Annotated in this window: 16 protein-coding genes and 1 tRNA gene; 10 read left to right on the top strand and 7 right to left on the bottom strand. The window is 65.5% G+C overall.

The window, feature by feature from the left end; all coding sequences use genetic code 11:
- The first annotated feature begins 2 nt into the window (after window positions 1–2).
- Window positions 3–79, top strand: a tRNA-Met gene (locus LQ953_RS03240).
- Window positions 80–302: 223 nt separating this feature from the next.
- Here LQ953_RS03240 and LQ953_RS03235 read toward each other — a convergent pair.
- From LQ953_RS03235 to LQ953_RS03230, 3 genes are all read right to left on the bottom strand, one after another.
- Window positions 303–650 carry a hypothetical protein gene (locus tag LQ953_RS03235; RefSeq protein ID WP_231029205.1) on the bottom strand — a complete coding sequence of 116 codons (348 nt, stop codon included), beginning with the start codon at window positions 648–650 and terminating at the stop codon, window positions 303–305.
- Window positions 651–674: 24 nt separating this feature from the next.
- Window positions 675–809 (bottom strand): hypothetical protein, encoded by a 135-nt coding sequence (locus tag LQ953_RS16155; protein ID WP_269141223.1) that lies wholly within the window; start codon window positions 807–809, stop codon window positions 675–677.
- A 374-nt stretch (window positions 810–1,183) separates the two neighbouring features.
- Window positions 1,184–2,515, bottom strand: a complete 1,332-nt coding sequence (locus LQ953_RS03230) for an MFS transporter (protein ID WP_231029242.1) — start codon at window positions 2,513–2,515, stop codon at window positions 1,184–1,186.
- Between the two features lie 231 nt (window positions 2,516–2,746).
- Between LQ953_RS03230 and cyoA the strand changes: the two genes are divergently transcribed.
- The 4 genes from cyoA to cyoD are packed head-to-tail and all read left to right on the top strand — an operon-like array spanning window position 2,747 to window position 6,874.
- On the top strand, window positions 2,747–3,841 hold the full coding sequence (gene cyoA, locus LQ953_RS03225) for a ubiquinol oxidase subunit II (RefSeq protein WP_231029204.1): 1,095 nt from the start codon (window positions 2,747–2,749) through the stop codon (window positions 3,839–3,841).
- 21 nt (window positions 3,842–3,862) lie between these two features.
- A complete protein-coding gene (gene cyoB / locus LQ953_RS03220; RefSeq protein WP_231029203.1) occupies window positions 3,863–5,860 on the top strand; it encodes a cytochrome o ubiquinol oxidase subunit I in 1,998 nt (665 codons plus the stop codon).
- Between the two features lies 1 nt (window position 5,861).
- Window positions 5,862–6,497, top strand: coding sequence for a cytochrome o ubiquinol oxidase subunit III (gene cyoC, locus LQ953_RS03215; RefSeq protein ID WP_231029202.1), 636 nt, complete (start codon window positions 5,862–5,864; stop codon window positions 6,495–6,497).
- Window positions 6,494–6,874, top strand: coding sequence for a cytochrome o ubiquinol oxidase subunit IV (cyoD, locus tag LQ953_RS03210; RefSeq protein WP_231029201.1), 381 nt, complete (start codon window positions 6,494–6,496; stop codon window positions 6,872–6,874). The genes cyoC and cyoD overlap by 4 nt, the downstream gene beginning before the upstream one ends.
- A 51-nt stretch (window positions 6,875–6,925) precedes the next feature.
- Here the strand turns inward: cyoD and LQ953_RS03205 are convergent, their stop codons facing one another.
- The 3 genes from LQ953_RS03205 to hemN are packed head-to-tail and all read right to left on the bottom strand — an operon-like array spanning window position 6,926 to window position 9,685.
- Complete coding sequence (locus LQ953_RS03205; RefSeq protein WP_231029200.1) at window positions 6,926–7,636, bottom strand: Crp/Fnr family transcriptional regulator; 711 nt, start codon at window positions 7,634–7,636, stop codon at window positions 6,926–6,928.
- A 53-nt stretch (window positions 7,637–7,689) separates the two neighbouring features.
- On the bottom strand, window positions 7,690–8,373 hold the full coding sequence (locus LQ953_RS03200) for a Crp/Fnr family transcriptional regulator (RefSeq protein ID WP_231029199.1): 684 nt from the start codon (window positions 8,371–8,373) through the stop codon (window positions 7,690–7,692).
- Window positions 8,363–9,685, bottom strand: coding sequence for an oxygen-independent coproporphyrinogen III oxidase (hemN, locus tag LQ953_RS03195; RefSeq protein WP_231029241.1), 1,323 nt, complete (start codon window positions 9,683–9,685; stop codon window positions 8,363–8,365). Before hemN ends, LQ953_RS03200 begins: the two co-directional genes overlap by 11 nt.
- Window positions 9,686–9,874: 189 nt before the next feature.
- Here hemN and LQ953_RS03190 point away from each other — a divergent pair, with 189 nt between their 5' ends.
- From LQ953_RS03190 to LQ953_RS03170, 5 genes are all read left to right on the top strand, one after another.
- A complete protein-coding gene (locus LQ953_RS03190; protein WP_231029240.1) occupies window positions 9,875–10,507 on the top strand; it encodes an OmpW/AlkL family protein in 633 nt (210 codons plus the stop codon).
- A gap of 318 nt (window positions 10,508–10,825) precedes the next feature.
- Window positions 10,826–11,608, top strand: coding sequence for a sterol desaturase family protein (locus LQ953_RS03185; RefSeq protein WP_443026532.1), 783 nt, complete (start codon window positions 10,826–10,828; stop codon window positions 11,606–11,608).
- A gap of 143 nt (window positions 11,609–11,751) precedes the next feature.
- Complete coding sequence (locus tag LQ953_RS03180) at window positions 11,752–13,266, top strand: acetyl-CoA hydrolase/transferase family protein (RefSeq protein ID WP_231029198.1); 1,515 nt, start codon at window positions 11,752–11,754, stop codon at window positions 13,264–13,266.
- Between the two features lie 30 nt (window positions 13,267–13,296).
- Window positions 13,297–13,800 (top strand): GNAT family N-acetyltransferase, encoded by a 504-nt coding sequence (locus tag LQ953_RS03175; protein ID WP_231029197.1) that lies wholly within the window; start codon window positions 13,297–13,299, stop codon window positions 13,798–13,800.
- 3 nt (window positions 13,801–13,803) lie between these two features.
- Complete coding sequence (locus LQ953_RS03170; RefSeq protein WP_231029196.1) at window positions 13,804–14,727, top strand: L-lactate dehydrogenase; 924 nt, start codon at window positions 13,804–13,806, stop codon at window positions 14,725–14,727.
- On the opposite strand, the gene LQ953_RS03165 is transcribed toward LQ953_RS03170, so the two are convergent.
- Window positions 14,699–16,990 carry an FdhF/YdeP family oxidoreductase gene (locus tag LQ953_RS03165; RefSeq protein ID WP_269141222.1) on the bottom strand — a complete coding sequence of 764 codons (2,292 nt, stop codon included), beginning with the start codon at window positions 16,988–16,990 and terminating at the stop codon, window positions 14,699–14,701. The genes LQ953_RS03170 and LQ953_RS03165 overlap by 29 nt on opposite strands.
- Between the last annotated feature and the right edge of the window lie 212 nt (window positions 16,991–17,202).

Raw genomic sequence — 17,202 nt, 5'->3', positions numbered from 1 at the left:
GTCGCGGGGTGGAGCAGCCCGGTAGCTCGTCAGGCTCATAACCTGAAGGTCACAGGTTCAAATCCTGTCCCCGCAACCAACAAAAAGCCCGCAAGTCACATGACTTAGCGGGCTTTTTAGCGTTCGGGCCAGGGCATGCAAACGTGCTCGTCGGGCCCAGTAGGCCGCTATCACCGCGATGTAGCTCGTTAGGACGCTGAACGACCCCTGCTGGGCGGGTGTTCGGATCGCCAACACATCAGGATCAAGCTATCCACGGCCAGCAAGCTGCTGCCAGCCACCCGAGTTACCACGCTTCCTGGCTACGTGGCAGGCTGCATCCGGCCATGCATGGTCATCCAGCTTTCAGAGGCTTCGAACCAGCCCGTGTTGGCGGTCGCTTCGGAGACATGCCGAAGCCATGTCCGCCCTGCTCGTAGAGGTGGAACGCGACGGGCTTCTTGGCAGCCTTCCAGGCGTCGATCAGGCCGACCCCTCTTGGCAAAGAAGGGGTCATCGGCAGCCCGCGCAACGAAGAGCGGCGGCGCGTCGGCAGGCACGGCGACGCTGGCGAGTGGGCCGTAGATGTTTGGCGATGAAGGCGGGCCTGCCATCTGTCCGGCCATCGCAGTCGCCATGGTGAGCATCGCACCGGCCGCGAAGCCGACCATGCCGACGCGGTTCGGGTCGACGCGTCATTCGCCCGCACGCTTCCGGATTCGTGAGAAGGCGGCCCGGGCGTCGGTGATCTGCGGCGCGAGGCCGGCCATCATCTGGTCCGGGTTGGGCCGCGGCGGGCGCGCTGCCGTGGTCGAGAACGTCTCTGCCATCAAGCCTTCGAAGGCGCCCATCTCACGCGTGGCAGGGCTGAAGCGTACGGCAAGTTGCTCGCTGGCATGATCAGACGGTCGGCTAAGAGAACCAGCATGTCACTTGGCCGGAATTATGCTGATCGGTGAGTTCTTCGCCACCAACGGTAACTGTGCTTACCCTCGTCAGTGCTGGCTGGTTGATGGAGCCTCGGCGCGACCACGGCGCCGGGCGAGTGGCTGTGGAGCCACTCGCCGCGCATTATCGTGAAAACCGGCGTCGCGCTCCGCATGCGGCGCGATCGCGTGATCGAAGCTGAGCGGACAAGTTGGCCAGAACGATCAGGTGCCGGCCACCCGCTCCGAGGTCCTGTTAAGGACCGGTCCTCTATCGATCAAACTGCCTTGCGGCCAAGCTCACGGTTGAGACCCAGTGCTGCCAAGGTGCAGATTGCGCCCGACAGGAGATAGACGCCTACGGACAGCAGCCCGAAATTGCTCGCGAGAAACAGCGCGGCGAGCGGCGCGAAGCCCGCGCCGATGAACCAGGAGGCCGTCGCCGTGGTGCCGGCCCCGGTATAGCGATGGTGTGACGAGAAGCTGCTGTTCACCGCACCGGAGGATTGTCCGAAGGACAAGCCCAACAGGATGAAGCCCGAGAGCATGTAGACCCATTCTCCGGTGGGTCCGTTGTCCAGAAGCTGAGGCGCGAAGCCGCTATACGCGGCGATCAGCCCCGCGGAGACACCAAGCAAGGTGCGCCGGCCGATGCGGTCCGCAATGATGCCCGAAAGCATCACCGCGACGAGGCAGACGGCGGCGCCGATCAGTTCGATGATCAGGAAGTGCGTGGGGCTTTCGCCTGCGAGAACCACCCAGGAGAGCGGGAATACCGTCACCAGGTGAAACAGCGCGAAGCTCGCCAGAGGCGCAAACGCGCCGAGAATAACCGTGCGCCCTTCTTCCCGCATGAGCGACCCCAAAGGCGAGGGCTGCAGTTCCCGGCTCTCGAACAACTCCTTGAACTCAGGCGTCGAGATCAGGCGAAGGCGGGCGAACAGAGCGACCACGTTGATGACGAAGGCGACGAAGAACGGATACCGCCACCCCCAATCAAGGAAATCGGCCGGCTTCAACGTGTACAGCAGGAAGGCGAACACTGCCGTCGCGACGATGAGCCCGATCGGCGCACCCAGTTGCGGGATCATCGCGAACCAGCCGCGGCGCTCGGCCGGAGCGTTCAAGGAGAGCAAGGAGGGTAGCCCATCCCATGTTCCGCCCTGTGCGAAGCCTTGTCCGAGCCGGAACAGCGCGAGAAGCACCGCGGCCGCGCTACCCACCTGGGCATAGCCGGGAAGGAACGCCATCGCGGCAGTGGAACCGCCCAGGAGGAATAAAGCGATGGTCAGCTTCACGCCGCGCCCATGCTTCCGGTCGATCATCATGAACAGCAAGGCGCCGATCGGGCGAGCGACAAAGGCGAGGGCGAAGATGGCGAAGGAGTAGAGCGTCCCAGTCAGCGCATCCACATATGGGAAGATCAGCGACGGAAAGACCAGCACCGACGCAATGGCATAGACGAAGAAGTCGAAAAACTCGGACGAACGACCGATGATCACGCCGACGGCGATCTCCCCCGGGCGGATCTGATGCTCGCGTGCGTTTATCAGCTGCGCGTCGCGCTCCAATGGGGCCGAACTCGCCGTACCCAGGGTCGTGGCCACCATGCGGTCTTGTCTCCTTCCGTTCGCGCGCAGCGACAATGCGGATTGACTCCGCAACGGCCTTGTCGCCTCTTGGTTCAACCGTAGCTGCCGGAGAACGGCATGCCTTTGATCTGAGTCAAAGTCGAACAGGCAAGGGAGGGCTAGCGACAGGACATGCGCAGACCGAAACTCATCCGTCGGGCGGCCCGCCTTCCATTTCTGAGCATGCTCGCATTCCTGGGTGGATGCGACATGGTCGTCATGAATCCGACAGGCGACATCGCCGTTCAGCAACGCAACCTGATCCTGTTCTCCACAGGGATCATGCTGCTCATCATCATTCCTGTGATGGTTCTGACGGTATTGTTCGCCTGGAAGTACAGGCGCGGCAACACCAACAAGACCTATGATCCCAACTTCGACCACTCGACCACGCTGGAGCTGGTGATCTGGTCCTGTCCGCTGCTCATCATCATTGCGCTCAGCGCCGTGACCTGGACGAGCACGCACTTGCTCGATCCGTTCAGGCCACTGGAGCGGATCGCGCCAGGCAAGCCTGTGCCTGCAGGAGTGAAGCCGCTGAACGTCCAGGTCGTGGCATTGGATTGGAAGTGGCTGTTCGTTTACCCTGACCTGGGTATCGCGACGGTCAACGAGCTGGCGCTGCCGGTCGATGTGCCGGTGCGCTTCTCGATCACGTCGACTGACCAGTTCAACACCTTTTACGCTCCGACGCTGGCCGGCATGATCTATGCCATGCCCACCATGCGGTCGGAGCTGAACGCCGTGCTTAACAAGGCAGGCGACAGCTGGGGCTATTCCGGCAATTATACCGGGCGCGGCTATTCCCACATGCGCTTCAAGCTGCGCGGTGTGTCACCCGACGATTTCAACCGCTGGGTAGCCGGGGTTAAGGGAAGCGGTGGCGCGCTGACGTCTGCCAACTACATCGCCCTGGCCAAGCCGAGCGAGAAGGTCCCGGTGATGCGCTTCGCTTCTGTCGAGCCCAAGCTGTTCGACCGCGTCGTGAACCGCTGCGTCGAACCCGGCAAGCCGTGCATGATCGACGTGATGCGCCAGGACATGCTGCGAGGCGGGGGCAACCCGCATGACCCGCACATGGGTGCTGGAATGCCGCCGGGCCGAGGCGCCGCTCCGCTGACCGGGGACAAGCCAACCCCGGCCTTGCAGAAAGCGCCGGAGGAAAGGGGCTCCGGCCCACACAATACCGCGCCTCAAAAGTCCGCGCCTCCGGGCCAGCTGAAACCAGGCGACCCGCGAAACCGCGACATGACTGCCATCACGCCTATCCTTGCCCCCGGTGCTTCGCGCACCGGCCGGGTTTGATCCCCAGCCGTCGGGACCATCATGACCGATCATAGCTTCCTAAAAACGATCTTCGGGCGCCTGACCCTGGAGTCGTTCCCGGTCCACGAGCCGATCGTGCTCGGGACTTTCATCGTCGTGGCCCTGCTGGGCGTCGGCATTCTTGGGGCGGTGACTCGCTACCGCCTGTGGGGATATCTCTGGACCGAGTGGTTCTCGAGCGTCGATCACAAGAAGATCGGCATCATGTACATCATCCTGGGCGTCATCATGCTGCTTCGCGGCTTTGCCGACGCCATCATGATGCGTTTGCAGCAGGCGATCGCCTTTGGCCCCAATGAAGGCTATCTGAACTCGCACCATTACGATCAGATCTTCACGGCCCATGGCACGATCATGATCTTCTTCGTGGCGATCCCGTTGATCGTCGGGATCATCAACTACGTCATGCCGCTCCAGATCGGTGCGCGCGACGTCGCCTTCCCCTTCCTCAACAATTTCAGCTTCTGGCTGACGGCCGCCGGCGCGATGCTGGTGATGATGTCCCTGTTCGTGGGCGAGTTCGCGCGCACGGGCTGGCTGTCCTATGCGCCGCTTGCCGGGCTGGAATACAGCCCCGACACGGGCGTCGACTATTATCTATGGTCCCTCCAGATCGCCGGGGTGGGTACCACCCTGTCCGCGATCAACATGGTCGCAACCATCATCAAGATGCGTGCTCCCGGCATGACCATGATGAAGATGCCGGTGTTCTGCTGGACCGCCTTGTGCTCCAACGTGCTGGCGATCGCGATCTTCCCGGCGCTCACCGCCGCCTTCTTCCTTCTGATGCTCGACCGTTATGTCGGCACCAACTTCTTCACCAATGAACTCGGCGGTGCGCCGATGATGTATTGGAACATGGTGTGGATCTGGGGCCACCCGGAAGTCTATGTTCTCGTGCTCCCGGCCTTTGGCATCTATTCGGAAATCACTTCCACCTTCACCGGCAAGCGGCTGTTTGGCTATTCGTCGATGGTCTATGCCACGGTGGTCATCACGATCCTGAGCTATCTGGTCTGGCTGCACCACTTCTTCACGATGGGTGCCGGGCCGAGCGTGAACAGCTTTTTCGGTATCGCAACCATGGTGATCTCGATCCCCACGGGCGCGAAGATCTTCAACTGGCTGTTCACCATGTACAAGGGCGACATCCGGTTCGAACTGCCGATGCAGTGGGTCGTGGCCTTCATGCTGACCTTCGTCGTCGGTGGCATGACGGGCGTTCTACTCGCCATCCCGCCTGCCGACTTCGTGCTCCACAATTCGCTGTTCCTCGTTGCCCACTTCCACAACGTCATCATCGGCGGCGTCGTGTTCGCGCTCTTCGCCGGTATCACTTACTGGTTCCCAAAGGCCTTCGGCTTCAAGCTGGACGAGTTCTGGGGCAAGGTAGCCTTCTGGGGTTGGGTGATCGGCTATTGGGTCGCCTGGACGCCGATCTATGTGGTCGGGCTGATGGGCACCACGCGCCGCGTGAACCATTTCGACGATCCGACCCTGCAGCCCTACTTCGTGATCGCTGCGATCGGCGCCGTGATCATCCTAGTCGGCATACTCGGCTTCGTGATGAGCATCGTGATGGGCATTGTTAAGCGCCGCCAACTCGCCGACCTTACTGGCGATCCGTGGGATGGCCGGACGCTCGAATGGTCGACCACGTCGCCGCCGCCGGCCTACAACTTCGCGTTCACGCCCGTGATCCACGACCTGGATGCCTGGTACGACATGAAATCGCGCGGCTACGAGCGACCCAAGGGTGGGTATCGGCCCGTGCACATGCCGCGCAACACCGGCGCAGGAGTCATCTTGTCCGGTCTGGCGCTGGTCCTCGGCTTTGCGATGGTCTGGTACATGTGGTGGCTCGCGGCCTTGAGCTTCCTCGGCCTGGTCGTGGTCGCAGTCGGCCACACCTTCAACTTCAAGCGCGATTATTTCATCCCCGCGGAGGAAATCGCGCAGACGGAAGGCAAGCGTACCCAGCTTGCCGCAGGAGCCTGAAATGACGGATCACGCGCTTTCCAGCGATCCACGCGCGGTAACCTGGCACCTCGCCGAAGAAGAAGACCATGACCATGGCGGCAATGGCGCCACGGTCCTGGGGTTCTGGATGTACCTGATGAGCGACGCGCTCATCTTCGCCTCCTTGTTCGCGATGTATGGTGTGGTGAGCACCAGCTATGCCGGCGGCCCGGTGCCGCGGGAGATCTTCGATCTCCCGCTGGTCGCGCTGAACACCGCCTTGCTGCTCGCGTCTTCCATTACCTTTGGTCAGGCCATTCCGCACATGGAGGCGGGGCGGGTCGGACCGACGCGGTTCTGGCTGGCCATCACGGGCCTTCTGGGCGCAGCGTTCGTCGGGGTGGAGCTCTATGAGTTCTCGCACCTGATCGCCGAAGGTGCGACCCCGCAGCGCAGCGCCTTCCTTTCCGCCTTCTTCACGCTGGTGGGCACCCATGGCGCCCACGTCACCGTGGGTCTGCTCTGGATCGTCGTCACGATCGTGCAGCTGGGCAAGCACGGCCTCAGCCTGCCGATGAAGCGCCGGTTCATGTGCCTGTCGATGTTCTGGCACTTCCTCGACATCATCTGGATCGGGGTCTTCACCTTCGTTTATCTGTATGGAGTGATCCGTTGAGCGCCCCCTCCCACGATCCAGACCTGCACAGCCATGGCGATACGCATGGGGTTGGCAGCCGGCGCGGCTATCGCATCGGGACGATGCTTTCGATCCTGCTGACGGTCATTCCATTCTGGCTTGTGATGTCGGGAGCGCAACCGGCACCTGGCTGGCTGGCTGGCACGATTTTCGCGATGGCGCTGGTGCAGATCGTCGTGCACGTGATCTGCTTCCTGCATCTCGACACCCGGTCCGAGGGTGGATGGACCCTGCTCGCCTTCCTGTTCACGGTCGTCATCGTCGTGATCACCATCGGCGGGTCGGTTTGGGTGATGTACCACCTGAACACGAACATGATGCCGATGCCGGGCGGCATGGAAGGTCCGGTCCGCTAACTCAGGGCCACTGTGCCAGTGTCGTGCAGCCGTGGTTTGCGGAGCTAGCGCTCACGCAGCCTCGGCGCGCACCTCCAGCGCCTTGGGATCGCTGATCGTGATCGAGCGACCGCCGGGGAGGCCGATCACCCCGGCTGTTTTCAACTTCGTCATCTGCCGGCTTACGGTTTCGATGGTGAGGCCCAGGACATCGGCGATCTGCCCGCGCGTGAGCGGAAGATCGAAGGTGACAGGGCCGCCCGCGGATCCCCGGCAACCGCTCGATCCTGCCCGCGCGGCCATGTCGAGCAGGAAGCCGGCGATCTTCTCTTCGGCCGACTTGCGCGCGAGGGTCAGCATGCGCCCGCGCGCATCGCTTAGCGCCTGCAAGGTTCGCTGCAGCAGCAGGCGCTCCATGCGGGCGTGGTCCTCTAGCACACGCTCAAATGGCACGCGGGGGAAGACGCAAAGCTCGGCGTCGGTGAGCGCGGTGATCGTGAAGTCGGCCTGTTCGGCATAGGGCTGGCCGACGAAATCGGCGGGATAGAGCAATCCCACGATCTGCTCACGCCCGTCGGCGGTGGAGGCGACCAGCTTTAGCACGCCGGAGAGCAGGTTGGCGCAGACCACGCTGTCCTCGCCGGCCCAGGCGACGCTTTCGCCGCGGGCGACATGGCGGGACTGGCCGAGGACGTTGAGCGCCTGGAGTTCGGTGTCGTTGAGGCTGCCGCAAAGCGCTTGGTCGCGCACAGCGCAGTCGGAGCAGTGGTCGGTGTGCGCCATGGGGGCGGTATACCGCGTCCGAGAGGCGAGGCCACTATCTTGTCGACGCGGAATTAAAGCGTGGCAAGCGTGGCCAATTGGGCGCGGTTGAGCAGGCGAACGCCGCGATGTCCCGCCAATTCAATGACTTGGGCGCGGACGAGCGCGGTCATCTGGCGGCTGACGGTTTCGATGGTCAATCCCAGCGCCTCGCCCATCGCGCCGCGGCTCAAGGGGAGTTCGAGGCGGTCCCCCTGGGTAGAGCGGGTCGCCATTTCGAGGAGGAAAGACGCCACTTTTTGCCGCGCATTTCGCCGCCCGAGCGTCAAAATCCAGCGCCGCGCGGCCGTGAGCGTCGAAAGCGCGCGCCGCAGCAGCAGGCGCGTGGCAGGCGGATGCGCTTCCAGCAAGTGTTCAAGCGGGGCGCGCGGATAGACGCAAAGATCGGCATCACTCAGCGCGACAACCGAGTCCACGCAAGCGCCGGCAAAGGGCTCGCCGACAAAGTCCCCCGGAAAGAGCAGCCCGACGATCTGTTCACGCCCTTCGGCATCCTGCCGGGCGATCTTGAGCACGCCGGTGACGAGCGTGGCGCAGAAGCTGGCCGGCTCGCCTGCCCATAGAAGCACCTGTCCCGCAGGTGCGCGCCGCTGGCGGGCGATCGCGAACAGCGCGGTGATCTCTCCGCCGGAAAAGGTGCCGCACAAGCCTTCGCTGCGCGCGCTGCACGCGGCGCAGCGAGGCGGCTCACACGGCATTGCTGAACCGGTTGGGCGCCTGATCGCGATAGGTGTCGAGCGTCGCGGCGATGCCGCGGGCGTAGGGCAGGGCGTCGGGCATCAGCGACAGCGTTGTTCCTTCCCAAGCGACCAGCCCGGCAGGCTCGAAAGGATGGATGCGGTCGCGCACGGTGCCCAGGCCCGGCACGCTGCCGAGATCGGCCGTGCCACGCGTCAGCAGCGCTTCGATGGCACGGCCGCGGACGCGATCCTCGGCACTGCGGCGAAGCCCGCGCGCAGTGGCGAAGCCGCGGTGATTCAGGGCGAGGTGATAGCGGCCGGTGTTCTTTTCGTTCTGGAGCAGCCTGTCAGGGAACTGGCTGATGGCGCTGGCGCCCAGCCCGATCAGGATGTCGGCAGGATCTTCGGTGAAGCCCTGGAAATTGCGGCGCAGCGTGCCCGCCTCTGCCGCGCGGGCGAGCGCGTCGTCCGGACGCGCGAAATGGTCGAAGCCGACCCCACGATAGCCCGCGTCGGTCAGCATGCGATGGGCGAGCGCGGCCTGCCCGAAGCGCTGCCGCGCATCGGGCAGGGCAGTCGCATCGATCCGCCGCTGGCGCGGGATCAAGTGAGGGACATGGGCATAGCCGAACACCGCCAGCCGATCGGGGGCGAGCGCGAGGGTTTCGGCCAGGGTGTCGGCGAGGATGGCCGCGTCCTGCCCGGGCAGGCCGTACATCAGGTCGAAGTTGATCGAGGTGACACCGGCCTGCCGCAGCAATTGGGTGGTGCGCACGATCTCCGCATGCGGCTGAACGCGCCCGATTGCCGCCTGCACGGCCGGATCGAAGGTCTGGACGCCGAGGCTGGCGCGCGTGACGCCGGTGTCGGCAAGCACGGCCGCCCATTCCGCGTCGAAGCCGCGCGGGTCAATCTCGGCCGAAAGCACGACGTCGTCGCAGCGGAAGCGCTGCACCAGCTGGCTGACCAGCCGAGCAAAGGCGGCGGGGGGGATCGCGTTGGGGCTGCCGCCGCCAAAGGCGATGCGGCCGATCCGCCCGCGGGCGCCGAGCCGGTCGGCTACCAGATCGATCTCTTCGCCCAGCCGGTCGAGATAGGCGTGGAGCCGCGCGGCGCGATTGGCTGCGCCCGTGTTGCAGCCGCAATACCAGCAGATGTCCCGGCAATAGGGGATGTGGACGTAGAGCGACACGGCGTCGTCCATCCCGACCTGGTCGAGCGCCGCCGCCATGTCCTCGGGCCCGACCGCGTCATGGAACTCTGCTGCCGTGGGGTAGCTGGTGTAGCGCGGCACGGGACGGGCGAGCAGGTCGGCATGATAGGTCCACATGCAGCCTGGATGAAGGCAGCGGGCGCCGCGCTCTTTGATCTTCGTCAAATATCGGCTTGGCCCTTATCAAAGCCGCGGCCCCGCCGCGCGCCTAGCCGGCTCCCCGAACCCAGCGAAAAGGAGCAAGGGGCAATGAACATCTTTCGGATCGGCGGGACCGCGATCGGGCTTGGCGCAGTGCTTGCCGCCATGCCGGCCACCGCGCAGGACAGCGGGCGCACGGGGATCGAGGCCGGCGACGTCCTGCTGCGCGCCCGCGCCATCCTGGTCGCGCCGAACGAGCGGTCGGGCGACATTCTTCCGGCGTTTCCGGGTGAGCGGGCAAGCGTCGACAACAGTGCGATGCCCGAGCTGGACCTCACCTATATGGCGACGGACAATGTCGGCTTCGAACTGATCGCGTCGACCACCAAGCACAGCGCCAGCGGGCGTTCCGGCACCACCGGGTCGATCGGCAAGCTCGCCTCCACCTGGGTGCTGCCGCCGACGCTGACGGCGCAATACCACTTCAACCCCAAGGGCGCGGTGCGGCCCTATGTGGGGGCAGGGATCAACTACACGGTTTTCTGGAACGAGAAGGCGTCGGGCGGTCTGGAGGCCGCTGTCGGGCGCACCCGGGTGCACATGGACGACAGCGTCGGCTGGGCCGGGCAGATCGGGGTGGACGTGGACCTGAGCCCCAAGCTGTTCCTCAACCTGGACGTCAAATATATCGACATCGACACGACTGCCCGGCTGCGCACGACTGCGGCGGGAACGCAGTCGGTGAAGCTGCACCTGGATCCGCTGGTGTTCGGGGTCGGGCTGGGCCTGCGGCTGTAGGGACCATCTGTGTCGAACCTTTCGTGAGGGGAGGCACCAGGCTGCCCACATTCAGCGTTTCGAGCTCCCCTCCCTGCAAGGGAGGGGCTGGGGGTGGGGGCGAGCGCAGCGAGCCTGGCGCGCTGTTTGGAAGAAGGGGAAAAGGCCGGGCATCGAGCCCGTCCTTTTCCGACCCACCCCTAACCCCTCCCTTCCAGGGAGGGGAAAGCTGCTTGTCGATTGAACCTGAAGTAGGGGGAGCGCCGCGCCGGCGCTGCGCTTTGACGGGCGTCAATGCTGCCGGGGCGGCGCGCTTTACAGCCCGGGGGCATCGAGCAAATGGAGGTTGTGGTGAAGAATGGGGCTGGCGGCGCTTTCTGGAGGCGGTCGCATCATCTGGACCGGATGACGCTGCGCGAGCTGGTGGTCGCCTATTTCCAGCACTACGCCATCCTGGCCTACCTGGCGCTGGCCGTAGGATCGGTAGCGGTCTTCGCCTGGCATCCGGCCACATTGCCGGCGACCGTGGCGACGGTCGCGCTGGTGCTGATCGCCTATCCGCTGGTGTGGTATGTGCTGCATCGCTGGGTGCTGCACTGTCACTGGATGTTCAAGGTTCCGGCACTGGCGGGCGTGTGGAAGCGGATCCATTACGATCACCACCGCGACCCCAATCATCTGGAGGTGCTGTTCGGTGCGCTCTACACCACGCTGCCGACGCTGCTGCTCGTGTCGGCGCTGCCGGGTTACTGGATCGGCGGGCTGGGCGGTGCGGCGGCAGGGTTTGCGGCAGGGCTGCTATGCACCTGTTTCTATGAGTTCTTTCACTGCATCCAGCACCTGTCCTACAAGCCGCGGGCGAAGTGGCTGGCGACCATGAAGGTGCGCCACATGGAGCATCATTTCCACGACGAGGACGGCAATTTCGGCATCACGAACTTCGTGTGGGATCGCCTGTTCGGGACGCTCTACACGCGCGCCGAGCGGCCGTTGAAGAGCGCCACCGTCTTCAACCTGGGCTATACCGAGCAAGTGGCGGCGCGCTATCCCTGGGTGGCGCGGCAGTCCGGCGGTGCCGCGACGGCGCACCCGCGCCAGCGGCGCGCCACGCCCCGCGGCTGATCCGGCGACCTTCTGCTGCTCGCGGCGTGAAACAGGCCGGCAATCGCAAAGCGGTAGGGCCACGGGGAACGAGAGCGTGCTGCCGGCCATTTCCCTGATGCCGCCGCGTGTGCCCTGAGCGAACTTGATACAAGGAGAACCAGATGTCTGACCGGATCGCCTGCGCAGCGCTTCGTTCGCGCGTCACCGACGCCGACAGCGCCGCCGCGCTGATCCAGCCGGGCGAGACCATCGCGACCAGCGGCTTCACCGGATCGGGCTATCCCAAGATGGTGCCCCAGGCGCTGGCACGGCGGATCGCGGCGCAGGGGAGCGGGGACAAGCCGTTCCGCGTCAATCTGTGGACCGGCGCATCGACCGGGCCGGAGCTGGACGGCGCGCTGGCCGCCGTGGACGGGATCGCCCAGCGGCTGCCCTATAGTTCCGATCCCGTCGCGCGCGAGAAGATCAACCGGGGCGAGATCGATTACCTGGACATGCATCTGAGCCAGGTGGCGCCAATGGCGTGGGAAGGGGTGCTGGGCACGCTGGACACCGCGATCATCGAAGTGACCGGCATCCGCGAGGACGGATCGCTGATCCCGTCCTCCTCGGTCGGCAACAACAAGACTTGGCTCGACCGTGCGCGCCGCGTGATCCTGGAGGTCAATCGTTGGCAGAACCCGGCGCTCGAGGGGATGCACGACATCTATTACGGCACGCGGCTGCCGCCCGATCGGGTGCCGATCCCGCTGGTGCGCCCCGACGATCGGATCGGCACCCCCTATCTGGCGTGCGATCCCGACAAGGTGGTGGCGATCGTCGAGACCGACGCGCCCGACCGCAACCTGCCCTTTGCCGCGCCGGACAGCACCGCGCTGGCGATTGCCGGGCACATTATCGACTTCCTGAAGCATGAAGTGGCGCGCGGGCGCCTGCCTGCCTCGCTGCTGCCCATCCAGTCGGGGGTGGGCAACATCGCCAATGCGGTGCTGTCGGGACTGGTCGACGCGCCGTTCGATCCGATGACGGCCTATACCGAGGTGATCCAGGACGGGATGCTCGACCTGCTGGATGCGGGCAAGCTGCGCATGGCGTCGGCCACGGCCTTTTCGCTGAGTCCATTGGCGGCGGAGCGGCTGAACAACGACATGGCCGCGTATCGCGACCGCATGATCCTGCGCCCGCAGGAGATGAGCAACCATCCCGAGCTGGTGCGCCGCCTGGGCTGCATCGCCATGAACGGGCTGATCGAGGCCGACATCTATGGCAACGTCAATTCCACGCTGGTGATGGGATCGCGCATCCAGAACGGCATCGGCGGATCGGGCGATTTCGCGCGCAACGCCTATGTCTCGATCTTCATGACGCCTTCGACGGCGAAGGGGGGCAAGATCTCGGCGATCGTGCCCCAGGCCAGCCATGTCGACCACATCATGCAGGACGTGCAGGTGATCGTCACCGAACAGGGGCTGGCGGACCTGCGCGGGCTGTCGCCGCGCCAGCGCGCCAAGCTGGTGATCGAGCGCTGCGCGCATCCCGATTACCGGCCGCTGCTGTCCGACTATGCGTCGCGGGCGCAGGGTGGCGCCTATGGCCTGCATGCCCCGTCGCTGCCGGGCGAGGCGCTCTCCTGGCACCGGCGGTACATGGAAACGGGAACCATGCTACCTGCCTGAACGCATCTGCTGACCGAGGAGGAAATCCCCATGACCGATACTCACCAGCTCGTCACGCGCGGCGGCGTCACGCTGCAGGTCCGGCGCGCGCAGGCGGAGGACGCGCCGATGCTGGCCGATTTCTTCCACCACGTCACGCCCGAGGATCTGCGCTTCCGCTTCCTGACCAGCGTGCGTGAAGTGGGCGCGGACCGGCTGGCGATGATGACGGCGCCCGATCCGGATACCGACAGCCTGCTGGCGCTGAACGAGGCGGGCGAGTTGCTGGCGACCGCGCTGCTGGTGGGCGATGCCGAGGGAAGGCGGGGCGAAGTGGCGGTGACGATCCGGTCCGACTACAAGGCGCGGGGGATTGGCTGGAGCCTGCTGGAGCATCTGGTGAGCCTGGCGCGGGAGCGGGGGTACCAGGTGGTGGAGTCGCTCGAGGACCGGCAGAACCGCAGCGCGATCTCGCTGGAGCGCGAGATGGGGTTCGTGGCGGTGCCGGTGGTGGATGATCCGACGTTGCTTATCATCCGGCGCGAACTGGACTGAGCGATGGCGATCGCTTCGGACAAGGTCGTGATCGTGGGGACGGGCAATGTCGGCGCCACCGCCGCCTATGCCATGATGCTGCGCGGGCTGTTCACCGACATCGTGCTGATCGACGCATCCTCCGGGCGCGCGGCGGCCGAGGCGATCGACATCGCCGACGCCAACGCGCTGGCGCGGCCCGCCCGGATCCGGGGCGGGGAGTATAGCGAGGTACGCGATGCGCGGGTCGTGGTGCTCACGGCGGGTGCTGCGACGCATGGCGACGAGACGCGGCTGTCGGTTGCCGGGCGGAGCGCGGAGATCGTGCGGGGCTGTGCGCGGCAGATCATGGAGGCGGGGTTCGACGGCATCCTGGTGGTCGCCTCCAATCCCGTCGACCTGATGGCGCAGGTGGCGCAGGAGACGTGCGGGCTGCCTGCGCAGCGGGTGATCGGGACCGGTACGCTGCTGGACAGCGCGCGCTTCCGCCAGCGGCTGGCGCAGCAGCTGGACGTCGCGCCGGCTGCGGTCGAGGCGACGGTGCTGGGCGAACATGGCGACAGCGAAGTGGCGGCTTTCTCCACTGTGCGCATCGGCGGGGTGGCGCTGGAGGATTTCGCAACCGTGGACCGCGAGGGGATCGCCGACGCGGTGATGCGCGCGGGCTACACGATCATCCAGGGCAAGGGGTATACCTCGTTCGGCGTGGCGACCGCGATCGTGCGGATATGCGAGGCAATACGCCGCGACGAACGGGTGGTGCTGCCCGTATCCACCCGTACCGCGGGTGAATACGGCATCAGCGACTTGTATCTGAGCCTGCCCTGCCTGATCGGGGCGGCGGGCGTCATCCGCACGCTTTCGCCGCAGCTGTCGGCGAAAGAGGAGGAAGCGCTGCGACGCTCCGCCTCAGCGCTGTCTAGCGCGATGGCGGCGCTTCGGGGCTGAGCGCGGCGGCGCGACGCAGGGTGATCGGCACCGACTTGTAGGCCGGGGTGCCGCTGACGGGATCGCAGTCGTCGAGCGCGATCAGGTGATTGGCCTCTGGGTAATAGGCCGCCACCGATCCGCGAGCGATGGCATGCGCGACGGCGACCTGGCGTTCGAGCACGCGGTCTGGCCCTGCCACCACGTCGACAAGGTCGCCGTGGCTGATGCCAGCTTCGGCAAGATCGTCGGCATTGGCGAACACCACGTCGCGCCGTCCGGTGATGCCGCGATAGCGGTCGTTATGGCCGTAAATGGTGGTGTTGTACTGGTCGTGGCTGCGGATGGTGGTGAGCACCAGCCGGCTGTCGGCATTGCCGCCGGTGCCGTCCGCGCCGGCATGCACCAGGAAATGCGCCTTTCCGTCGGGGGTGGGCCAGATCCGGTCGGAGGGACCGATCGGCAGGCGGAAGCCCAGCGGCACGCGTACCCGCGCGTTATAGTCGCCGAAGTCGGGAAACACCTCGGCGATCTTGTCGCGGATGCGGTCATAATCGGCAACCATGCCGTCCCAGTCGATCGCCGTGCCGCGCAACGTCGCCTTGGCGAAGCCGGCGACGATCGCGGGTTCGGAGAGCAGGGTGTCGGACACCGGCTTCAGCTTGCCGCGTGAGGCATGCACCATCGACATGGAGTCCTCGACGGTGATCGATTGCGGGCCCGACGCCTGGACATCCTGTTCAGTGCGGCCGAGGCAAGGCAGGACCAGCGTTTCCTTGGCCCGCAACAGGCAGGTGCGGTTGAACTTGGTGACCACGCTGACCGCCAGGTCCATCTTGCGATAGGCCGCGAAGCAGGCCGCGGGATCGGGCATGGCGACCGCCAGGTTGCCGCCGAGCGAAAGCACCGCGCGCGAACGGCCGTCCAGCATCGCCTTGAACGCTTCCACGGCGCCGTGCCCGTGCTTACGCGGTGCGGCTATGCCGAACGCAGCGTCGAGCCGTTGCAGGAATTCCTCGGTCGGCAGTTCGGTGATGCCGACGGTGCGGTCGCCCTGCACGTTGCTGTGGCCGCGCAAGGGGCAGATGCCCGCGCCAGGCTTGCCGATATTCCCGCGCAGCAGGAGCAGATTGGCGATCTGCTGCACATTCTGCGTACCATGGCGGTGCTGGGTGATGCCCATGCCATAGCAGATGATGACACGTTCGGCCTTGGCATAGGTGTCGGCCATGCTCTCGATCTCCGCGCGGGGCAGGCCGGAGCGGCGTTCGATCTCGTCCCACTGCGTCGCGGCGATATCGGCGGCGAGTGCTTCAAAGCCGGTCGTGTGCTCGGCGATGAAGGCGCGGTCGAGCACGCCCGGGCCGCCGGCGGAAAGGTCTGCCTCATCGAGCGCGAACAGCGCCTTCATCATGCCCTTCAGCATGGCCATGTCGCCGCCGACGCGGACCTGGTGATAGGCGGACGCCAGCGCCACGCCGCTGCGGCGCATCATGTCGCCGACATGCTGGGGCGACTGGAAGCGTTCCAGCCCGCGTTCCTTCATCGGGTTGGCGACGACAATGGCCGCGCCACGCCGGGCGGCATCGCGCAGCGATGAGAGCATGCGCGGGTGATTGGTGCCGGGATTATGGCCGATGCAGAAGATCGCGTCGGCCTGTTCGAAATCCTCCAGCAGCACGGTGCCTTTGCCGACGCCGATCGACTGAGGCAGCCCTATGCTGGTCGCCTCGTGGCACATGTTGGAGCAGTCGGGGAAATTGTTGGTGCCGAAAGCGCGGGCATAGAGCTGCCACAGGAACGCCGCTTCGTTGGACGCCCGGCCCGAGCAATAGAATTCGGCCTGATCGGGATCGTCGAGCCGGTTGAGCGCTTCGCCGGCCAGGCGGAACGCCTCGTCATAGCTGATGACTTCATAATGGTCAGTGTCGGGATTGTAGCGCAGCGGGTGGGTGAGGCGGCCAGCACCTTCCAGATCATGGTCGTGCCAGCCCCACAGTTCGGTGGCGCTGTGCTGGGCGAAGAATTCGGGGTCGACGCGCTTGGCGGTCGCTTCCCAGGTCACTGCCTTGGCGCCGTTTTCGCAGAATTCGAACGAGGAGCCGTGGCGCGGATCGGGCCAGGCGCAGCCCGGGCAGTCGAAGCCGTCGGGCTGGTTGACCGAGAGCAGCGCCTTGGCGTCCGCCATCTGGTTGCGCACGGCGATCGCCACGGCGCGCAGCGCGCCCCAGCCACCCGCGGCGCCGGTATAGCCCTTCACGCCTTCGATGATGCTGTCTGCCATGTGCGATACTCCGGTTTGCGCGCCCAAACGGTGCTCTGGTGGTTTAGCCGGATATGGCTTTGTTTCCAGTTGATTGACCGCCGTCGGCGGGCGTTCTTTTGCTGGGACGAACGGCCCTGGCGGGGTTCCGATCCATTGCAGGGTGATGCAGGGGTTGTTGTGCGGGGCGCACTTCCTTCCGTCACCCCGGCCTTGAGCCGGGGTGACGCTTC

Origin of the sequence: Sphingomonas sp. IC-56 (genome assembly GCF_021043375.1) — a bacterium.
GTDB lineage: Bacteria > Pseudomonadota > Alphaproteobacteria > Sphingomonadales > Sphingomonadaceae > Sphingomonas.
The sequence above is the reverse complement of the archived record's forward strand: the minus strand, read 5'-3'. Positions and strand labels throughout refer to the sequence as shown.

Bases quoted from the DNA above. Each gene is read 5' to 3' on its own strand.
- LQ953_RS03235 (WP_231029205.1), bottom strand. From the start codon at position 650: ATGGTCGGCTTCGCGGCCGGTGCGATGCTCACCATGGCGACTGCGATG.
- LQ953_RS16155 (WP_269141223.1), bottom strand. From the start codon at position 809: ATGGCAGAGACGTTCTCGACCACGGCAGCGCGCCCGCCGCGGCCCAAC.
- LQ953_RS03230 (WP_231029242.1), bottom strand. From the start codon at position 2,515: ATGGTGGCCACGACCCTGGGTACGGCGAGTTCGGCCCCATTGGAGCGC.
- cyoA (WP_231029204.1), top strand. From the start codon at position 2,747: ATGGTCGTCATGAATCCGACAGGCGACATCGCCGTTCAGCAACGCAAC.
- cyoB (WP_231029203.1), top strand. From the start codon at position 3,863: ATGACCGATCATAGCTTCCTAAAAACGATCTTCGGGCGCCTGACCCTG.
- cyoC (WP_231029202.1), top strand. From the start codon at position 5,862: ATGACGGATCACGCGCTTTCCAGCGATCCACGCGCGGTAACCTGGCAC.
- LQ953_RS03205 (WP_231029200.1), bottom strand. From the start codon at position 7,636: ATGGCGCACACCGACCACTGCTCCGACTGCGCTGTGCGCGACCAAGCG.
- LQ953_RS03200 (WP_231029199.1), bottom strand. From the start codon at position 8,373: ATGCCGTGTGAGCCGCCTCGCTGCGCCGCGTGCAGCGCGCGCAGCGAA.
- hemN (WP_231029241.1), bottom strand. From the start codon at position 9,685: ATGTGGACCTATCATGCCGACCTGCTCGCCCGTCCCGTGCCGCGCTAC.
- LQ953_RS03190 (WP_231029240.1), top strand. From the start codon at position 9,875: ATGCCGGCCACCGCGCAGGACAGCGGGCGCACGGGGATCGAGGCCGGC.
- LQ953_RS03185 (WP_443026532.1), top strand. From the start codon at position 10,826: ATGGAGGTTGTGGTGAAGAATGGGGCTGGCGGCGCTTTCTGGAGGCGG.
- LQ953_RS03180 (WP_231029198.1), top strand. From the start codon at position 11,752: ATGTCTGACCGGATCGCCTGCGCAGCGCTTCGTTCGCGCGTCACCGAC.
- LQ953_RS03175 (WP_231029197.1), top strand. From the start codon at position 13,297: ATGACCGATACTCACCAGCTCGTCACGCGCGGCGGCGTCACGCTGCAG.
- LQ953_RS03170 (WP_231029196.1), top strand. From the start codon at position 13,804: ATGGCGATCGCTTCGGACAAGGTCGTGATCGTGGGGACGGGCAATGTC.
- LQ953_RS03165 (WP_269141222.1), bottom strand. From the start codon at position 16,990: ATGGCAGACAGCATCATCGAAGGCGTGAAGGGCTATACCGGCGCCGCG.